The sequence below is a fragment of the Pseudomonas oleovorans subsp. oleovorans genome, from assembly GCF_002197815.1.
Taxonomy (GTDB): domain Bacteria; phylum Pseudomonadota; class Gammaproteobacteria; order Pseudomonadales; family Pseudomonadaceae; genus Aquipseudomonas; species Aquipseudomonas oleovorans.
The window spans coordinates 29,631-47,325 of sequence record NZ_NIUB01000024.1 but is presented as its reverse complement, the minus strand read 5'-3'; the positions used below and the strand labels follow the sequence as shown (position 1 = coordinate 47,325).

The following is a 17,695-nucleotide window of genomic DNA, read 5'->3' as shown; positions in this document are numbered from 1 at the left end:
GCGAAGCTACCAGAAAGCTGATTTACAGCATGCCACTTCGTGATACGCGAAGCCTAGCTTGACCATTGGGCAATTGTCGGCACCGCGCCGCTGCGCCATTCTGCGCACCACGAGAAACGCACAGGCAAATCAGGTGCAGCCATGACTCAAAACAACACCCGCAACATGGCCCTGCAGGGGCTCAAGGTGATCGAGATGGGCCAGCTTATCGCCGGTCCCTTCGCCAGCAAACTGCTCGGCGAATTCGGCGCCGACGTGATCAAGATCGAGCCGCCGGGCGTCGGCGACCCACTGCGCAAATGGCGCAAGATCAAGGACGGCACCTCGCTCTGGTGGCACGTGCAGTCGCGCAACAAGCGCTCGCTGACCCTCGACCTGAAGCAGGCCGAAGCCCAGGACATCGTGCGCAAGCTGGTGGCCGAGGCCGATGTGCTGGTGGAGAACTTCCGCCCCGGCACGCTGGAAGGCTGGGGCCTGGGCTATGAGGCGCTGAAGGCGATCAACCCGCGGCTGATCATGCTGCGCATCTCCGGCTATGGGCAGACCGGCCCCTACCGCGACCTGCCAGGTTTCGGCGTGATCGGCGAAGCCATGGGCGGCCTGCGCCACCTTTCCGGCTACCCCGGCCAGGCACCGGTACGCGTGGGCATCAGCATCGGCGACTCGCTGTCCTCGCTGTACGGTGTGATTGGCGTGCTGCTGGCCCTGCAGGAGCGTGCGCGCAGCGGCGAAGGCCAGGAAATCGACGTGGCACTGTACGAGTCGGTATTCGCCATGATGGAAAGCCTGATCCCCGAATACGACGCCTTCGGCTACGTCCGCGAGCCGGCCGGCAGCGCCCTGCCCGGTATCACGCCGTCCAACTCCTACCCCTGCAACGACGGCAGCTACGTGCTGATCGCCGGCAATGGCGACAGCATCTACAAGCGCCTGATGAGCCTGATCGGCCGTGACGACCTGGGCAACGACCCGCGCCTGGCGCAGAACGACGGACGCAGCCAGCATGCCGAGCTGATTGACGGCGCCATCGCCGAATGGACCACGCAGCGTGGCCGCGATGAGGTGATCGAAGCGCTCAAGAGCGCCCGCGTGCCGGCCGGCTACCCTTACACCGCCGCCGATATCGTCAGCGACCCGCACTACCTGGCGCGGCAGATGATCGAGCAGGTGCAGACCAGCGTCGGCCCGCTCAAGGTGCCGGGCGTACTACCGAAGCTCAGCCGCACGCCAGGCCGTATCGGCACCGGCGGCCCGCAGCTCGGAGAGCACAACGACGACATCCTCGCCGGGCTTGGTCTGAGTGCTGAGCAGGTCGCTGGGCTGCGCGAACGCGGGATCATCTAGCCAGATGGCTGCAGATAGTTCCCACGCTCTGCTGCGTGGGAACTCAGCCCAGGACGCTCCGCGTCCACCCCTTAGAGCAGACGACGCAGAGCGTCTGCCGGATGCATTCCCACGCGGACGGTTCGACGTGGGAACGATCAAAGATTGAGGATTACCCATGAGCAAACGCCTTTATATCCAGGACGTCGCCACCCGTGACGGCTTCCAGATCGAAGCGTCCTTCGTGCCCACCGAAGACAAGATCGCCCTGATCGACCGCCTGTCCCACACCGGCCTGGCCAAGATCGAGGTCACCTCCTTCACCTCGCCCAAAGCCATCCCCAACCTGCGCGATGCCGAAGAGGTGATGCGCGGCATCCAGCGCGTGGCTGGCGTGGAATACACCGTGCTGGTGCCCAACGTGAGGGGCTGCGAGCGCGCGTTGTCGTGCGAAGTGGATGAGATCAACCTGGTGATGTCGGCCAGCGACACCCATGGCCTGGCCAACCTGCGCATGACGCCGGAGCAATCGCTGGCGCAGTTCGCCGAGATCATCGAGGTGACGCGTGGCAGCGGCGTGCTCATCAACACCTCGCTGTCGACCACCTTCGGCTGCCCCTTCGAGGGCGAGGTGCCCGAGACGCGCGTATATGAACTGACCGAGCGTCTGCTGGAGATCGGCGTACAGGGCGTGACCCTGTGCGACACCACCGGCATGGCCGACCCGGCACAGGTCGAGCGCATCTGCCGCGAGGCCCTGCAGCGCTGGCCCGAAGCAGTATTTACCGCGCATTTTCACAACACCCGTGGCATGGGCCTGGCCAATGCACTGGCGGCGCTGAATGCTGGCATCGACCGCTTCGACGCCTCGCTCGGCGGCCTCGGTGGCTGCCCCTACGCGCCGGGTGCCAGCGGCAATATCTGCACCGAGGATCTGGTGCACATGTTCCAGCGCATGGGCCTGGACACCGGCGTGAACCTCGATGCCCTGCTCGACGCCGCCGCCACCCTGCCCGACCTGATCGGCCACGAGGTGCCGGGCGCCATCCTCAAGGCGGGCAAATCCGATCGCCGCTATCCCAAGCCGAAGTGGATGCAGGAGGCCGGGCTCTGAGGTTCGGCTACCAAATCGCGGCTAAAGCCCCTCGCACAAGATAGCGTCGGTCCGTCTGCATACCACTTTCATCGCCTGCCCCCGAAGGCTAAGCCCAAAAGCACGGAGTTGATGCTTATCGTGGGAGTCGCGCCCCGCGACGAATGCCATGGCCAACGCTAAAGTCACTCAATGGCTGCAATCGCTTCGCCCCGAGGCGGAGCTCCTACACGGGTAATGAGGTCACACCGTCGCGGCGTTAGGGTCTGCGCCGAGTTGCAACAGCCAATTGCGGTCAGGGGCTGACAAAATAATGTGGGAGGGGCTTTAGCCGCGATGCCCTCATTCGACATGAAAACGCCCGGCACAAGCCGGGCGTTTTCATGTCAGAGGGGAACACTCAACCCTGGTTGGACTTCTCCGCCGCCTGGATCAGCTCGGCACCGATCTCCTTCTCGAACTTCTGCCATACCGGGCGCATCGCCTCACGCCACTCGGCGCGCTGCTGCGGGGTCAGCTCGATGATCTCGGTGGTGCCTGCCTTGGCGATATCCTCTTTGGCCGTGCGGTTGAGCTCGTCAGCCTGCTTGTTCACCTCGACGGAAACCTCGGCCATGATGGTTTCCAGCTCACTGCGCACGTCATCCGGCAGACCCTTCCAGAACTTGGTGTTGGTAATCACCATGTAGTCGATCAGGCCATGATCGGACTCGGTCATGTACTTCTGCACCTCGTGCACCTTCTGGCTGTAGTAGTTCGACCAGGTGTTCTCGGTGCCGTTGACCACGCCGGTCTGCAGGCCCTGATAGACCTCGGCAAAACTCATCTTGCGCGGGTTGGCGCGCACCGCCTTGAACTGCTCCTCGAGCACCGCCGACGCCTGCACACGGAATTTCAGGCCACGGGCATCGGCCGGATCACGCAACGGTTTGTTGGCCGACATCACCTTCAGGCCGTTGTGCCAGTAAGCCAGGCCGGTGATGTTCTTGTCTTCCATTGAGGTCAGCAGCCCACGACCCTCCGGGCTGGCCTGGAAGCGGTCGACCGCCTCCATGTTGTCGAACAGAAATGGCAGGTCGAAGATCTGCACCGGTTTGGCGCACTGCTCGAACTTGGCCAGCGACGGCGCCAGCATCTGCACGTCGCCGAGCAGCAGCGCCTCCATTTCCTTGCCATCGCCGAACAGCGACGAGTTGGGGTAGACCTCTACCTTCACCCGGCCTGGCAGGCGCTCTTCGGCCAGTTGTTTGAACAGCAGCGCGCCCTGCCCCTTGGGTGTGTTGTCTGCCACCACATGGGCGAACTTGATCAGGATGGGCGCATCGGCAGCCTGAGCCAGGCCTGCACAGGACATAATGGCGGCGCAGGCGAGCGCCTTGGCGGTGAGTTTGAACATGACGTTACCTCATTGTTTTTGTAGGTTGGTACGTGGTTACAAGGTGGTTGACTGCCTTGGCAGCCAGCCGTTTTTTGTAGGAGCCGGCTTGCCGGCGATCGGCTGATAAGCATCGCCCGCAAGCGGGCTCCTACGGTTCTCCTGCGCGTTGCAGCAGACGACGAGCGCGACCGAGTACGGGGGCGTCGACCATCTGGCCGTCGACCACGAAGACTCCGTCGCCGCGGCTGGCTGCCGTCATCACCCGGCGCGCCCAGGCCAATTCCTGGTCGGTCGGGCGCAAGGCGTCGTGGACGAGCGCCACCTGAGTCGGGTGGATGCAGAGCAAACCGTCGAAGCCCATGTCGCGGGCATCGCGCGTCGTGCGGGCAAGGCCGTCGCGGTCCTCGATGGCGGGAAATACGCTGTCGAGCGGTGCGGCCAGGCCGGCCGTGCGCGAATGCAGCAGCAAGGCATAACGGGCCTGGTCGAGGATGCGTTCGGCCGCGGCGCTGCCGCTGCTCAGGCCCAGGTCCAGCCCCAGGTCAAGGGCGCCGAAGGACAGGCGCTCGACGCCTTCGCTGCGGGCGATCTCCGCCAGCGCCAGCAGCCCCGCTGCACTCTCGATGATCGGCCACACCGGCTTGCCGCAGGCCGCCACACGCGCCACCTGCGCAGCACTTTCCACCTTGGGCAGCAGCACGCCGATGACACCGGCATGACGGCCGCACAGTTCGATATCGGCGCCATGGCCGGCATGCTCTGGCGCGTTGATGCGCACCAGCAAGCGAGCCTCTGGATTGGCGGTGAGAAAGCCATCGAGATGGGCGCGGGCCTCGACCTTGAGGCTCTCCTGCACGGCGTCTTCCAGGTCGACGATGACCGCGTCGGCACCGACGGCGAGCGCCTTGGGGATGCGCTCCGGGCGGCTCGCCGGCACGAACAGGGCGCTGCGAATGATCTGTGAATTCATACCTTGCCCCGTAGGGTGCGCCGTGCGCACCAGCTTCTGGATTCATCGGTGCGCACAGCGCACCCTACGCAACGACACGCAACCGGATTGAATCCGCAAACAGGCGAGTTCATACCGCCCCCTGTTCATGCAGGCGCTGGATATCGCCAGCGGCATAACCCAGCTCGACGAGCAACGCATCGGTGTGCTGGCCCAACGCCGGGATGGCATCCATGCGCGGTTCGAAGGCGCTGTTGCGCCCCGGCGGCAACAGCGCCGGCAGGCTGCCGCTGGGGCTGTCGACCTGGCGCCAACGCTGGCGCGCTTCGAGTTGCGGGTGAGCCCAGACGCCAGCCATGTCGTTGACCTGGGCATTGGCGATCTGCGCCAGCTCCAGGCGCTCGATGACCTGCGCCGTACTCATGCGCGAGAAGGCTTCGACGATCAGCGCACGCAGTTCGCTGCGGTTTTCGGAACGTTTGAAGTTGGCGGCAAAGCGCTCGTCACTGGCCAGTTCTGGCTGCTCCAGCACCTTGGCGCAGAACGCCTGCCACTCACGCTCGTTCTGCAGGCCGAGCATCACCGTGCCGCCGTCGCCAGCCGGGAACGGGCCATAGGGGTAGATGGTCGAGTGCGCGGCGCCAGCGCGCGGCGGCGGCGTGGCGCCGTCGTAGGCGTAGTACAGCGGGTAACCCATCCACTCCACCAGGCTTTCCAGCATCGACACATCGACGCGACTGCCGACACCGGTCTTGCCGCGCAGCATCAGCGCTGACAGCACGCCGGTATAGGCGTACATACCGGCAGCGATATCGGCGATGGAGCAGCCGGCCTTGGCCATCTCCTCCTCGCCAGCGCCGCCGGTGACGGAGAGAAAGCCGCCCTCGCTCTGGATCAGCAGGTCGTAGGCCTTCTTCTGCTCGTACGGGCCGCCTTCACCGTAGCCGGAGATGTCGCAGACGATCAGCTGGGAAAAGCGTTCGTGCAGCGCTTCGAACGACAACCCCATGCGCGCGGCGGCGCCCGGTGCGAGGTTCTGCACCAGCACGTCGGCCTTGGCCAGCAGGCTATCGAGCACCTGCATCGCATCGTCCTGCTTGAGGTCGAGGGTCAGGCTTTCCTTGGAGCGGTTGGTCCAGACGAAATGCGAGGCCAGGCCGTCGACGCGCTCGTCATAGCCACGGGCGAAGTCGCCACTGCCGGGACGCTCGACCTTGATCACCCGCGCGCCGAGGTCGGCGAGCTGGCGGGTACAGAACGGCGCAGCGATGGCATGTTCCAGGCTGACCACGGTGATGCCATCCAGTGGCCGGGGTTGTTGTGCGTTGTTCATGTCCATGTCCTCGGTCAGACCAACTGGCTCAGGTCGTCGGTTTCGCGCAGGCGCCAGACCCGCTCGATCAGCACGCCGGCCTCATCGCTGCTGCGCTGGCCGGCGAAGGCCAGCAGACGGCGGAACTTGTCTTCCAGCTCGGCGCGGCTGAGGGTGTTGCCGGGGTCGCCCTTGGGTTCGTCGATGGCACCACGCAGGGTGCGGCCATCGGTGGTGATCACCTCGACGCGGCCCAGCCAGCGCTGCGGGTAAGCCACATCCACCTCCGGGTCCAGGCGCATCTGCACCTTGTCGCGGAAGGCGGCCACGGCCGGGTCCTGCAGCGCCAGATTGGCGAACTCGGTCAGCTGCGCACTGCCATGCACGGCGATCAGGCCGAGCACCGTGCCCATGGAGAACTTGGCCTGGTGCACGGTCTGCGGCACGGTCACGCGGCCGAGCACATCGATGGCGCCTTGATGCACACGGGCGATGACGCGCTCGATCTGCTCGTGGCGCAGACCTTCGCGCTGCATCAGGTCGAGCAGCGCGTCAGCCGCCGGATGGGTATGGCGGCAGGAGGCGTGGAACTTGAACGAGGTCTCCACCAGCGCCCAGCGCCGGCCGAGACGGTCCGACAGCTTGCTTGGATTGGCGTCACTGGACATGCCCGCAGCCATGCCCTGCTCGCCTTCGAGAATGTTCTGCGCGCCGGTCAGGCCCTCCTCGGTGAAGTACGCGGCAAGCAGACCATCGGCCGCCGCCTTGGCGGTGTGCAGCTGCTTGGAGTCGGCGGCATCGCGCAGGAACTCCCACAAGCCTGCAGCCTGGGTACCGGCATTACCGAGCAGGTGGATGAACTGCTGCTGGTCGAAGTCCAGCAGCTTGCCCACGGCCACCGCAGCGGCCAGGGTGCCCACAGTCGCCGTGGTGTGAAAGATGCGGTAGTGCGAGCGACCAAGGAATTCGCCGATGCGAATGCCCGCCTCGTAGCCGGCGACCGAGGCCAGCAGCAGCTCGCGCCCGGACTTGCCGAGATCCTGCGCCGCCGCCAGGGCCGCCGGGAAGACCACGGTGGCCGGGTGCAACACCGAGCTGTTGTGCAGGTCGTCCTGCTCTACCAGGTGCGACGATGCGCCGTTGACCAGTGCGGCGAAGTACGCCGAGGTGCCACGACCATTGACCAGGATGCGCGCCGGGCCATCGGCCGGGCCCATCTTCTGCGCATAGGCCTCGAACAGCGGGATGGGGCGGGCGCCCTCGCTAGCCAGAGCCGAGCCGAGCCAGTCGAGGAACAGGTCTTCGGTGCGGTCCAGTACGTGCTCGGGAATCTGCTCGTAATTGAGATTGGCGAGGAATGCAGCGAGCTGCTGAGTATGTGTGCTCATGGTCGCGGCCTCAGAAAGAGCGTGGCAGCTCGAGCAGGTGCTCGGCTACATAAGAGAGGATCAGGTTGGTGGAGATCGGCGCCACCTGGTACAGGCGGGTTTCGCGGAACTTGCGCTCGACGTCGTATTCGTTGGCGAAGCCGAAGCCGCCATGGGTCTGCAGGCAGGCGTTGGCCGCCTCCCAGCTGGCCTTGGCCGCCAGGTACTTGGCCATGTTGGCAGCGGCCCCGGCATTGCGCCCCGCGTCGTATTCCTCGCAGGCGCGCCAGCGCATCAGGTCGGCCGCCTCGATCTCGATATGCGCCTCGGCGATGGGGAATTGCACGCCCTGGTTCTGCCCGATGGGCCGGCCGAACACCACACGATCACGGGCGTACTGCGCGGACTTCTCGATAAACCAGCGACCATCGCCGATGCACTCCGCCGCGATCAGCGTGCGCTCGGCATTGAGGCCGTCGAGGATGTAGCGGAAACCTTTGCCTTCTTCACCAATCAGGCTGCTGGCGGGGATTTCCAGGTTGTCGAAGAACAGCTCGTTGGTCTCGTGGTTGACCATGTTGGCGATCGGCTGCACGGTCAGGCCGTTGCCGATGGCCTCGCGCAGGTCGACCAGGAAGATCGACATGCCCTCGGACTTGCGCTGCACCTCGGCCAGCGGCGTGGTGCGCGCCAGCAGGATCATCAGGTCGGAATGCTGCACACGCGAGATCCACACCTTCTGCCCGTTGATCACATACTTGTCGCCCTGGCGCACGGCGGTGGTCTTGATCTTGGTGGTGTCGGTGCCGGTGGTCGGCTCGGTGACGCCCATCGACTGCAGGCGCAGCTCGCCGCTGGCCAGCTTCGGCAGGTAGTGGCGCTTCTGCTCCTCGCTGCCGTTACGCAGCAAGGTGAACATGTTGTACATCTGCCCGTGGATGGTGCCGGAGTTGCCGCCGCAGTGGTTGACTTCCTCGAGGATCACCGAGGCTTCGGCCAGCCCCAGGCCCGAGCCGCCGTATTCCTCGGGGATCATCGCCGACAGCCAGCCGGCTTCGGTCATGGCCGTGACGAAGGCCTCGGGGAAGCCCTTCTCTTCATCGATCTTGCGCCAGTATTCGGCCGGGAATTCCGCACAGAGCGCGCGCACGCCTTCACGGATGGCGTTGAGTTCTTCGTTATTGTTGTAGTCCATCGGTCTTCCTCGAAATCATGTGGGCGTGGCACTGCCCGGTAACGATGTAGGGCGTACTCGCGAAGCAGTACGCCGTTAGAAAGCTGAGCCTTAGGTGCGGTGCCGGTACTGGCATGGTTCGGCGGACTGTTCGCTGTCGCTACGAGCGGCCGGCGTCCCGGTCCGCCCTACAAAATCAGTCGAACTGCACGTCGGCGCGCTGCGCCAGGCCGGCCTCGTTACCTGCCCACAGCTCGGCGTGGCCCTCGCCACTGATACGCCCGCCCACCTCGAAGGGGTTCGGTGCGATCAACGGGCGCAGGCCGCGATAGGCGAAATGACGCAGGCGCGCCTGCGGGTTGGCGCGGCAGAAGGCGCGCAGGTTCAGGGTGGCGATCAGCGGGCCGTGCACCACCAGGCCGCTGTAGCCTTCGGTTTCGGTGACATAGGGCCAGTCGTAGTGGATGCGGTGGCCGTTGAAGGTAACCGCGCTGTAGCGAAACAGCAGGGTGCTGGACGGTGTGACTGCCTCACGCCAGTCGCCGGCAATAAGCGGCTCGCCACTGCTGGTCTTGGGCGGGCTGGGCTCGCGGTAGACGATGTCCTGCTCCTCGCGGATGGCCAGTTGGCCGTCCTGCAGGTAGTCGTGCTGCACGGTGACGAACAGCAGCGCGCCGGTGCGGCCGTGCTTTTCCTCGATGTGCTTGATGGTCGATACCCGGCTGGCTTCGCCACCCACCCGCAGTGGCTGGATGAACTCGATTCGGCCGCCGGCCCACATGCGGTTGCGGTTGTCGGCCGGCGGCAGGAAGCTACCACGCGCCGGATGGCCGTCCTCGCCCAGACCGTTCTCGGCGATTGGCTCTTGAAAAAACGCCCAGTGCCACAGCGGCGGCAGCACCTCGCCATGGGCCGGCGTGGCTTCGCCAAAGGTGGCGGCGATGCGCTTGACCAGATTGCGGCTGAGTTGGTCGTGGGCTTCTTCGCTACGACCGATCCAGGCGGAAAAAGCAGAATCACTCATGGGGCAGGTTCCAGCTCGGTTCTTGTGTGAGCTGGAGCATGCGACGCCGCCCGCGTTCAGAGAATCCGCATTTATTTAAACCAGCGTTCGGATATGCTTAACGCCAATCCTGTAGGAGCCCGCTTGCGGGCGATGCTTTACAGATCGCCAGTGATCGCCCGCAAGCGGGCTCCTACGAATGACCTCAGGAAATGGCCACCATGCATTTCGATCTGCCCGACCTGCGCCTGTTCATCCATATCGCCGAGTCGCCAAGCCTGACCCAGGGCGCGCGCAAGGCGTTTCTCTCGCCGGCCGCCGCCAGCGCGCGGATCAAGGCGCTGGAAAACCAGCTCGGCAGCCGCCTGCTGTACCGCGACAGCCGTGGCGTCGAGCTGACCCCGGCCGGCCAGCGCCTGCTGCAGCATGCGCGGCTGATCATGCGCCAGGTGGATTATCTGAAGAGCGAATTCACCGAATACGGCACCGACGCCGTCGGGCATATCCGCATCTTCGCCAACACCACGGCAGTGACCGAGTTCCTCCCCGAGGTCATGGCCGGTTTTCTCGCCGAACGCCCGGGCGTCACCGTCGACCTGCAGGAGCGCCTCAGCCGCGACATAGTTCGTGGGGTACTCGACGGCGCTGCGGATCTGGGCATCATCGCCGGCCCGGTGCAGACGCCCGGCCTGCAGGTGCTGCACTTCAGCACCGACCGCCTGGTGCTGGCGGTGCCACTGGGCCATGCCCTGGCGCGGCGGCAATCGGTGAGCTTCAACGACACCCTCGCCTACCAGCACATCGGCCTGCACGAGGGCAGCACGCTGCTGAGTTTTTTGCGTGAACAGGTGGAGAAACTCGGCGGCAACCTGGCCCTGCGTATCCAGGTATCGAGCTTCGAGGCGATCTGCCGGATGATCGAAGGCGGCGTCGGTATCGGCATCATTCCCGAATCGGCCGCACGCCGGCACAGCCGCACCATGCAACTGGCCATCCTGCAACTGGACGAAGCCTGGGCGGTACGCGAGCGCAGCATGCTGGTACGGGAGCTGGATGCGCTGCCGGGCAGCGTACGCGCGCTGATCGACCGGCTGAACCAGGGCGTCTAGAGCCGGGCGAAATTCCGGGCAAAAAAAGGGCGACCAAATTGGTCGCCCGCCCATTCAAGGCACTCCTCGAAAGGAATGCGGAAACGCTTGCACCCAAATCACGCAGGATGATCGGGACGGCCTCAGTGTCGCCGCCGGTGCCTGCCCTGCCTATTGCACCAAGGTCGTAGGGCACGTGACCAATGGCGGGCCATACTCCGACAACATTTCGCCGGCCATGGAGACGCCATGAACACCGAGCACCTCGCCCTGTTGCAGCAGGCGCCAGCCAGCACTCACGACGATGACACCTGGGCCAGGCTGTGCTGCGAACAAGCCCTGCTGGCACTCGAAGAAGGTTGTTATGCGGTCGGCGCACTGCTGGTGGATGGCGCAGGTGAATTGCTGTGCAGCGCTCGCAACCAGGTGTTCACCTCGACTTACAGCAGCGCCGCCCACGCCGAGATGCAGGTGCTCGACCAGCTCGAAAGCGAACATGCGCAAGTCGACCGCCGAGGTCTGACCCTGTACGTCAGCCTCGAACCCTGCCTGATGTGCTACGGCCGTATCCTGCTGGCCGGCATCACCCGCGTACGCTACCTGGCGCGTGACCGTGACGGCGGATTCGCCCTGCGTCACGGCCGCCTGCCTCCGGCCTGGGCCAATCTCGCTTCCGGCCTTGCGGTGGTTCAGGCCAAGGTCGATCCCTACTGGCTCGACCTAGCCGAGCAACTGATCGAGCGCCTGCAAGACCGACGAGCCATGCGCGAGCGCGTGCTCGCGGCATGGCGCGGCGGTCGTTGAAAACCGTAGGGGGCGCCGTGCGCACCCAAAATCGCAGACATCAACCAGAGCTAGCGGAGCGTTGGTGCGCGCGGCGCACCCTGCGTCTACTCCTTGCCCAACCCGTGCTGCCGTAGCTTGTTGGCGATGGTGGTATGGGAGACACCGAGGCGCTTGCCCAACTGACGGCTGCTCGGGTGATCGCGGAACAGCCGCTCCAGCACCGCCTTCTCGAAGCGGCCGAGGATATCGTCGAGGTTGCCGTCGACAGAGAACTCACCGAGCGGCTGTGGCGCGCCGTAGTCCGGCAGGCGGATATGCTCGGCCTTTACCGTACCGCCATCGCACAGCGACACCGCCTGGAACAGCACGTTTTCCAGTTGCCGCACGTTGCCCGGCCAATGGTAATGGGCCATGCGCTCGAAGGCCTGCGGCGCCAGTTTCGGCAGCGCACAACCGATCTGCCGGCTGGCGGAATCGAGAAAGTGCTCGACCAAAGGTGCCAGGCCATCGAGGCATTCGCGCAGCGGCGGGATATGCAGGCTGAGCACGTTAAGGCGGTGGTAGAGATCCTGACGAAACTCGCCATGGGCGCAGAGTTCGGACAGATCGACCTGGGTGGCGCAGATCACTCGCACGTCCAGGTACACCTCCTCGTCGCTGCCCACACGGCGGAAGCAACCATCCTGCAGAAAGCGCAGCAGCTTGGCCTGCAGACGCGGGCTCATCTCGCCGACGCCATCGAGAAACAGCGTGCCGCCTGCAGTCAGCTCCAACAGTCCGAGCTTGCCTTCCGGGCGCGCGCCTTCGAAAGCACCGGGGCCGTAGCCGAACAGCTCGGTCTCGGCCATGGACTCTGGTAACCCTGCGCAGTTAAGTGCCATGAACGGCGATTGCCCGCGCGGGCTGGCCAGGTGACAGGCGCGCGCCAGCAGCTCCTTGCCGGTGCCGGTTTCGCCCTCGATCAGCAGCGGCGCGTCCAGCGGCGCCATACGGCGCGCTTCCTTGACTACCGCGGCCATCACCTTGGAGCTCTGGAAGATCGAGTCGAAGCCGCGCAGCTCCTGCTTGCGCACGTGGTAGATGCGCTCGCCGACGCGGTCGGCGCGGTGCAGGGTCAGCACCGCGCCGGCCAGCGCCTCGCTGTCGTCGTGCTCGTTCTGCAACGGCGCGATATCGGCGAGAAACACATCGCCCTTGATCTTCACCCGCAGGCCGTTGATCCGCGCCTTGTTGGCGCGCACCAACTCGGGCAGGTCGAAGTCCTCGGCATAACGCGACAGCGCCATGCCCGGCACCTCGTCGACGCGCACGCCGAGCAGCTGCGCGGCGCTGCGATTGGCGGCGACGATGCTGCCGCCCATGTCGATCGACAGCACCGGGAAATCCAGCGCACCGAGCAGCGCGTTGAGCTCCAGATGACGGCGCTCGCTGGGCATCAGGCCCACGCGCTTGACGCCGAATACCCCGGCAATGGCCTCGAACTTCGGCCGCAGTGACTGGAACTGCAGGTTGATCAGATTTGGACAGTGCAGGTAGATGGCGTTGCCCTGCTCGCCGCCCACTTCGCCGCGGGCGACATTGATGCCGTAGTCGACCAGCAGGTTGAGGATGTCACGCAGGATGCCAACACGGTTTTGGCAGTGGACCTTGATACGCATGGCTCAGGCTCTTGTTAGACGTCATCCACGGCCTGCTGCGCGTCGGCGCTACTGCGTTAAAAACAAGCTGGATCGCCAGCCCGGTCGGAATGCTCATGTACAAAAGTACAGTCGCCCGCGACCCCGGCCGCTCCTCTCTCGTTTTCGCCTTGTAGCGCTCTAGCTCGCGAGGCCGTGAATAGCGTCTTGGTCTTATTGTTATGGCCGCCGCCAGGTCGCTGAAATCGACGATGGCAGCATAATTTCCGTCAAGAATATGTGACAGCCAAACACAGCAGCAAGCCGATAAATCGCCATACCGCCAATATCGTAATCAAAATTTTACAGTTTCCCCGGCTAATCCTGGACTGCCCTGCTTATGAGCACCGTTTCAACCCGAGCGATCAGCGGCATGCTCGGGTCAGGACAAGAACAACAGCCCCCAGAAGGAGGCAGCGATGAAGAGTACGCAGTACCTGGCCCGGGAACCGGACGAGAGTGGCTTTATCCATTACCCGGAAAGCGAGCATCGGGTGTGGAATACCCTGATCACCCGCCAACTGGAAGTGATCGAGAATCGCGCCTGCCAGGAATACCTGGACGGTATCGAGCAACTCGGCCTGCCCATGGAGCGCATTCCGCAGCTCGGCGAGATCAACCGCGTGCTCGAAGCCAGCACCGGCTGGCGAGTGGCGCGGGTGCCGGCACTGATCCCGTTCCAGACCTTCTTCGAGCTGCTGGCCAGCAAGCAGTTTCCTGTCGCCACCTTCATCCGCACGCCCGAGGAGCTGGACTACCTGAAGGAACCGGACATCTTCCACGAGATATTCGGCCACTGCCCGATGCTGACCAACCCCTGGTTCGCCGAATTCACCCACACCTACGGCAAGCTCGGTCTCAAGGCCACGAAAGAGCAGCGTATCTACCTGGCGCGGCTGTACTGGCTGACCATCGAGTTCGGCCTGCTCGACACTCCGCAGGGCCGGCGCATCTATGGCGGCGGCATCCTCTCCTCGCCGAAGGAAACCCTCTACGCCCTGTCCGACGTGCCCGAGCACCAGCCCTTCGATGCGCTGGAAGCGATGCGCACGCCGTATCGCATCGACATCCTGCAGCCGGTGTACTTCGTCCTGCCCGAGCTCAAGCGCCTGTTCGAGCTGGCTCAGGAAGACATTATGGCGCTGGTGCATCAAGCCATGGCGCTCGGCCTGCACGCGCCGAAATTTCCGCCGAAAGCCGCGTAGACCGTGACGGCCCATTACCAACAAATGGCGTTGCCCTATCAATTCGCCGCGGGGGCGCGGCTCCTACACGATGGTGCAATCCAACATCCTGTAGGAGCGCCGCCCCGGCGCGAAACGATTGCGGCCTGACTCCCTTATCGGCGTTGCCCCCGCGATTCGCCGCGAGGGCGCGGCTCCTACACTCGATGATCAACTACTGTCATTACATTGTTTACCCAGGAGAACCCCAATGAGCCTTGCCCAAAACCAATGCGAAGCCTGCCGCGCCGATGCGCCGAAAGTGACCGATGAAGAACTCGCCGAGCTGATCCGCGAGATCCCCGACTGGAACATCGAGGTACGCGGCGACCATATGGAGCTGGAGCGCGTGTACCTGTTCAAGAATTTCCGCCATGCCCTGGCATTCACCAACGCCGTTGGCGCCATCGCCGAGGAAGTGGGCCATCACCCTGCGCTGCTCACCGAATGGGGCAAGGTCACCGTCACCTGGTGGAGCCACGAAATGCGCGGCCTGCACCGCAACGACTTCATCATGGCCGCACGTACCGATGTGCTGGCCGCTAGCGCCGAGGGCCGCAAGTGAAGCATTTCGCCCAGATCGCCCGCGTCCCGGGTGATCCCATCCTCAGCCTGATGGAAGCCTATCGCCTCGACAGCAACCCGGCGCGCCTGGACCTTGGTGTCGGCGTCTACAAGGACGCCCAGGGCCTGACGCCGATCCCGCGTGCGGTGAAGCTGGCCGAGCAGCGCCTGATCGACGTCGAACAAACCAAGACCTACATCGGCGGCCACGGCGACGCGGCATTCGGCACACTGCTGAGCCAGCTGGTGCTGGGCGCTGACTCGGCACTGCTCGCCGAGCAGCGCGCCGGCGCAACACAAACACCCGGTGGCACCGGCGCGCTGCGCCTGGCGGGCGACTTCATCCGCCACTGCCTGCCGGGGCGCGGTATCTGGCTGAGCGACCCGACCTGGCCGATCCACGAAACCCTGTTCGCCGAGGCCGGCCTCAAGGTCGGTCACTACGCCTATGTCGGCGCCGATAACCGCCTCGACGTGGAGACCATGATCGCCGCCCTCACCCATCTGCCCAAGGGCGACGTGGTGCTACTGCATGCCTGCTGCCACAATCCCACCGGCTTCGACCTCGCTCCGCGCGACTGGAAACGCGTGCTGGAGGTGGTCAAGGCGCGTGAACTGCTGCCACTGATCGACTTCGCCTACCAGGGCTTTGGCGATGGTCTGGAAGAAGATGCCTGGGCAGTGCGCCTGTTCGCCGCCGAGTTGCCGGAGCTGCTGATCACCAGCTCCTGCTCGAAGAACTTCGGCCTCTATCGCGAACGCACCGGTGCCCTGATCGTCTGCGCCAGCGAGGCAGAGAAACTCGTCGACATTCGCAGTCAGCTGGCCTCCATCGCCCGCAACCTGTGGTCGACGCCGCCGGCTCACGGCGCGGCGGTGGTGGCGCAGATCCTCGGTGACGATGAACTGAAGCGCCTGTGGCAGGACGAGCTGGAGGGTATGCGCCTGCGCGTTGCCAGCCTGCGCCGTGGCCTGGTCGAGGCACTGGCGCCACACGGCCTGAGCGAGCGTTTCGCGCACATCGCCGAACAGCGTGGCATGTTCTCCTACACCGGCTTGTCGCCGCTGCAGGTGCAACGCCTGCGCGAGGAGTTCAGCGTGTACATGGTCGGCAGTGGCCGCGCCAACGTCGCCGGACTGGACGCCACACGGCTCGACCAATTGGCCAGCGCCATCGCCCAGGTCAGCCTTTGATGCAGCCAACGCAACGGGCCGGAATCGGTGCACGCACAGGTTCCGGCGCCCCGGCAGCGCGCAGCGTAGCGACTCAGAAAATACTCAACTACCGTTTATCGATAAAAATAAATCTTATAAATCAATAACTTAAACAAACAACCCGGCAGGCACTGGCCTGCTTCATGCTTGCCATCAGCGGCATAGTCCCCTAGGGTGGTTTGCATGTTGTCTCTCATTGCCCCCATCAGCTCGTTGCTGAGCGGCGTGGCTCTGCTCCTGCTCGGCAATGGTCTACTCAACACCCTCCTAACCCTGCGTGGCGTCGCCGAAGGCTACTCCACCACGATGCTCGGCCTGATCATGTCCGGGTACTTCGTCGGGTTCCTCCTCGGCACCTGGCTGGCGACTCCGCTGGTTCGACGCATCGGACATATCCGCGCGTTCGCCTGCTGCGCCGCCCTGGCTGCCATTGCCGCCCTGCTCCATCTGCTGCTGATCGATCCGTGGGTCTGGCTGCTGCTGCGTGTGCTCTACGGTCTGGCGCTGGTGACGCTGTACATGGTCATCGAGAGCTGGCTCAACGCCAAAGCGCCCAACGAGAAGCGCGGCCAAGTGTTCGCCCTGTACATGGCGGTCAACCTCGGCGCCCTGGCCCTGGCTCAGCAACTGCTGCACCTGGCCGACCCGGTGCAATTCACCCTCTTCGCCATCGCTGCCATCCTCATTAGCGCCGCGCTGATGCCCATCACCCTGACCCGCCAGGCACAGCCGAGCCTGCCCGAGACACCGCCGAGCAACCTGCGCCAACTGTGGAATATTGCGCCGCTAGCGATAGTCGCAGCCGGCCTCTCCGGCCTTGCCATGGGCGGCTTCTGGGGCATGGCGCCGGTCTATGCCAGCCTGGCCGGTTTCGATACGCCGGGCGTCGGCCTGCTGATGACCGCGACCATTCTCGGTGGCGCCCTGCTGCAATGGCCCATCGGTATCTACTCGGATCGCCACGACCGGCGCCAGGTACTGCTCTGGGTGGTGATACTGGCAGTCGCCCTGGCGCTGATCATGAGCCTGCTGCCGGCCGGCCCACTGCTGCTCGGCGCCATCTTCATCTGGGGCGGCCTAGCTTTCGCCATCTACCCCATCGCCGTCGCACAACTGATCGACCAGTTGCACAGCGACGAGATCCTCTCTGGCTCCGCCAGCTTGCTGATGGTCAATGGCATCGGCTCGGTGTGCGGCCCGCTATTGGCCGGTCTGCTGATGGAGCAGTTGGGCGCCAGCGCGCTGCCGCTGTACTTCGCTTGCACCCTCGGCCTGCTGGCCGCCTACACCTTTTACCGGCTGCGCCATGTCAGCGATCTGGTCAGCGGCGACGCTGCGCACTTCACGCCCATGCTGCGCACCAGCCCCACGGTATTGGAGCTGATGCCCGATGCGCCGCCGCACGAACAGATGGAGGACGACCTGAACCCAGCGTCCTGAAGATGTGAACCGGCTGTTTCGGCAAGGCCCCGAGCCTACCCCAAGCAGCCAGAAACCCGGCCCGTCGGCCGCTCGCCACCGAGCAACGCCGCAGCGGCCACTTC

At 64.7% G+C, this 17,695-nt stretch carries 15 protein-coding genes; 8 read left to right on the top strand and 7 right to left on the bottom strand.

What is annotated here, in order from left to right; genetic code table 11:
* The first annotated feature begins 141 nt into the window (after positions 1 to 141).
* The gene (locus PSOLE_RS15065; RefSeq protein ID WP_074858500.1) at positions 142 to 1,344 is read left to right on the top strand and encodes a CaiB/BaiF CoA transferase family protein; all 1,203 of its coding nucleotides are present in this window, start codon (positions 142 to 144) and stop codon (positions 1,342 to 1,344) included.
* A gap of 157 nt (positions 1,345 to 1,501) precedes the next feature.
* Positions 1,502 to 2,437 (top strand): hydroxymethylglutaryl-CoA lyase, encoded by a 936-nt coding sequence (locus PSOLE_RS15060; RefSeq protein WP_074858503.1) that lies wholly within the window; start codon positions 1,502 to 1,504, stop codon positions 2,435 to 2,437.
* Positions 2,438 to 2,816: 379 nt separating this feature from the next.
* Here PSOLE_RS15060 and PSOLE_RS15055 read toward each other — a convergent pair whose 3' ends face one another.
* The 6 genes from PSOLE_RS15055 to PSOLE_RS15030 all read right to left on the bottom strand — a co-directional run bounded on the left by PSOLE_RS15055 (position 2,817) and on the right by PSOLE_RS15030 (position 9,620).
* Complete coding sequence (locus PSOLE_RS15055) at positions 2,817 to 3,812, bottom strand: TRAP transporter substrate-binding protein (RefSeq protein ID WP_074858506.1); 996 nt, start codon at positions 3,810 to 3,812, stop codon at positions 2,817 to 2,819.
* A gap of 130 nt (positions 3,813 to 3,942) precedes the next feature.
* Positions 3,943 to 4,764, bottom strand: coding sequence for an HpcH/HpaI aldolase/citrate lyase family protein (locus tag PSOLE_RS15050; RefSeq protein ID WP_003462158.1), 822 nt, complete (start codon positions 4,762 to 4,764; stop codon positions 3,943 to 3,945).
* A 109-nt stretch (positions 4,765 to 4,873) separates the two neighbouring features.
* Complete coding sequence (locus PSOLE_RS15045) at positions 4,874 to 6,076, bottom strand: CaiB/BaiF CoA transferase family protein (protein WP_074858509.1); 1,203 nt, start codon at positions 6,074 to 6,076, stop codon at positions 4,874 to 4,876.
* A gap of 14 nt (positions 6,077 to 6,090) precedes the next feature.
* Positions 6,091 to 7,443, bottom strand: a complete 1,353-nt coding sequence (locus tag PSOLE_RS15040) for an MmgE/PrpD family protein (protein WP_074858512.1) — start codon at positions 7,441 to 7,443, stop codon at positions 6,091 to 6,093.
* Positions 7,444 to 7,453: 10 nt separating this feature from the next.
* Positions 7,454 to 8,617, bottom strand: a complete 1,164-nt coding sequence (locus PSOLE_RS15035) for an acyl-CoA dehydrogenase family protein (protein WP_059391297.1) — start codon at positions 8,615 to 8,617, stop codon at positions 7,454 to 7,456.
* Between the two features lie 175 nt (positions 8,618 to 8,792).
* Positions 8,793 to 9,620 carry an FAS1-like dehydratase domain-containing protein gene (locus tag PSOLE_RS15030; protein ID WP_074858514.1) on the bottom strand — a complete coding sequence of 276 codons (828 nt, stop codon included), beginning with the start codon at positions 9,618 to 9,620 and terminating at the stop codon, positions 8,793 to 8,795.
* A 200-nt stretch (positions 9,621 to 9,820) separates the two neighbouring features.
* Here PSOLE_RS15030 and PSOLE_RS15025 point away from each other — a divergent pair, with 200 nt between their 5' ends.
* Positions 9,821 to 10,708: a LysR family transcriptional regulator gene (locus PSOLE_RS15025; RefSeq protein ID WP_003462167.1), complete on the top strand. Its 888-nt coding sequence runs from the start codon at positions 9,821 to 9,823 to the stop codon at positions 10,706 to 10,708.
* A 228-nt stretch (positions 10,709 to 10,936) separates the two neighbouring features.
* Positions 10,937 to 11,491: a nucleoside deaminase gene (locus PSOLE_RS15020; RefSeq protein ID WP_003462169.1), complete on the top strand. Its 555-nt coding sequence runs from the start codon at positions 10,937 to 10,939 to the stop codon at positions 11,489 to 11,491.
* A gap of 86 nt (positions 11,492 to 11,577) precedes the next feature.
* Here PSOLE_RS15020 and PSOLE_RS15015 read toward each other — a convergent pair whose 3' ends face one another.
* Entirely contained in the window at positions 11,578 to 13,131 is a 1,554-nt protein-coding gene (locus PSOLE_RS15015) for a sigma-54-dependent phenylalanine hydroxylase transcriptional regulator PhhR (protein ID WP_003462171.1), read from the bottom strand.
* A 437-nt stretch (positions 13,132 to 13,568) separates the two neighbouring features.
* Here PSOLE_RS15015 and phhA point away from each other — a divergent pair, with 437 nt between their 5' ends.
* From phhA to PSOLE_RS14995, 4 genes are all read left to right on the top strand, one after another.
* Positions 13,569 to 14,354, top strand: a complete 786-nt coding sequence (gene phhA, locus PSOLE_RS15010) for a phenylalanine 4-monooxygenase (protein ID WP_003462173.1) — start codon at positions 13,569 to 13,571, stop codon at positions 14,352 to 14,354.
* 229 nt (positions 14,355 to 14,583) lie between these two features.
* A complete protein-coding gene (locus PSOLE_RS15005) occupies positions 14,584 to 14,937 on the top strand; it encodes a 4a-hydroxytetrahydrobiopterin dehydratase (RefSeq protein WP_003462175.1) in 354 nt (117 codons plus the stop codon).
* Positions 14,934 to 16,130, top strand: coding sequence for an amino acid aminotransferase (locus PSOLE_RS15000; RefSeq protein ID WP_074858520.1), 1,197 nt, complete (start codon positions 14,934 to 14,936; stop codon positions 16,128 to 16,130). Before PSOLE_RS15005 ends, PSOLE_RS15000 begins: the two co-directional genes overlap by 4 nt.
* Positions 16,131 to 16,334: 204 nt before the next feature.
* A complete protein-coding gene (locus PSOLE_RS14995) occupies positions 16,335 to 17,591 on the top strand; it encodes an MFS transporter (RefSeq protein WP_074858524.1) in 1,257 nt (418 codons plus the stop codon).
* Positions 17,592 to 17,695 lie beyond the last annotated feature (104 nt).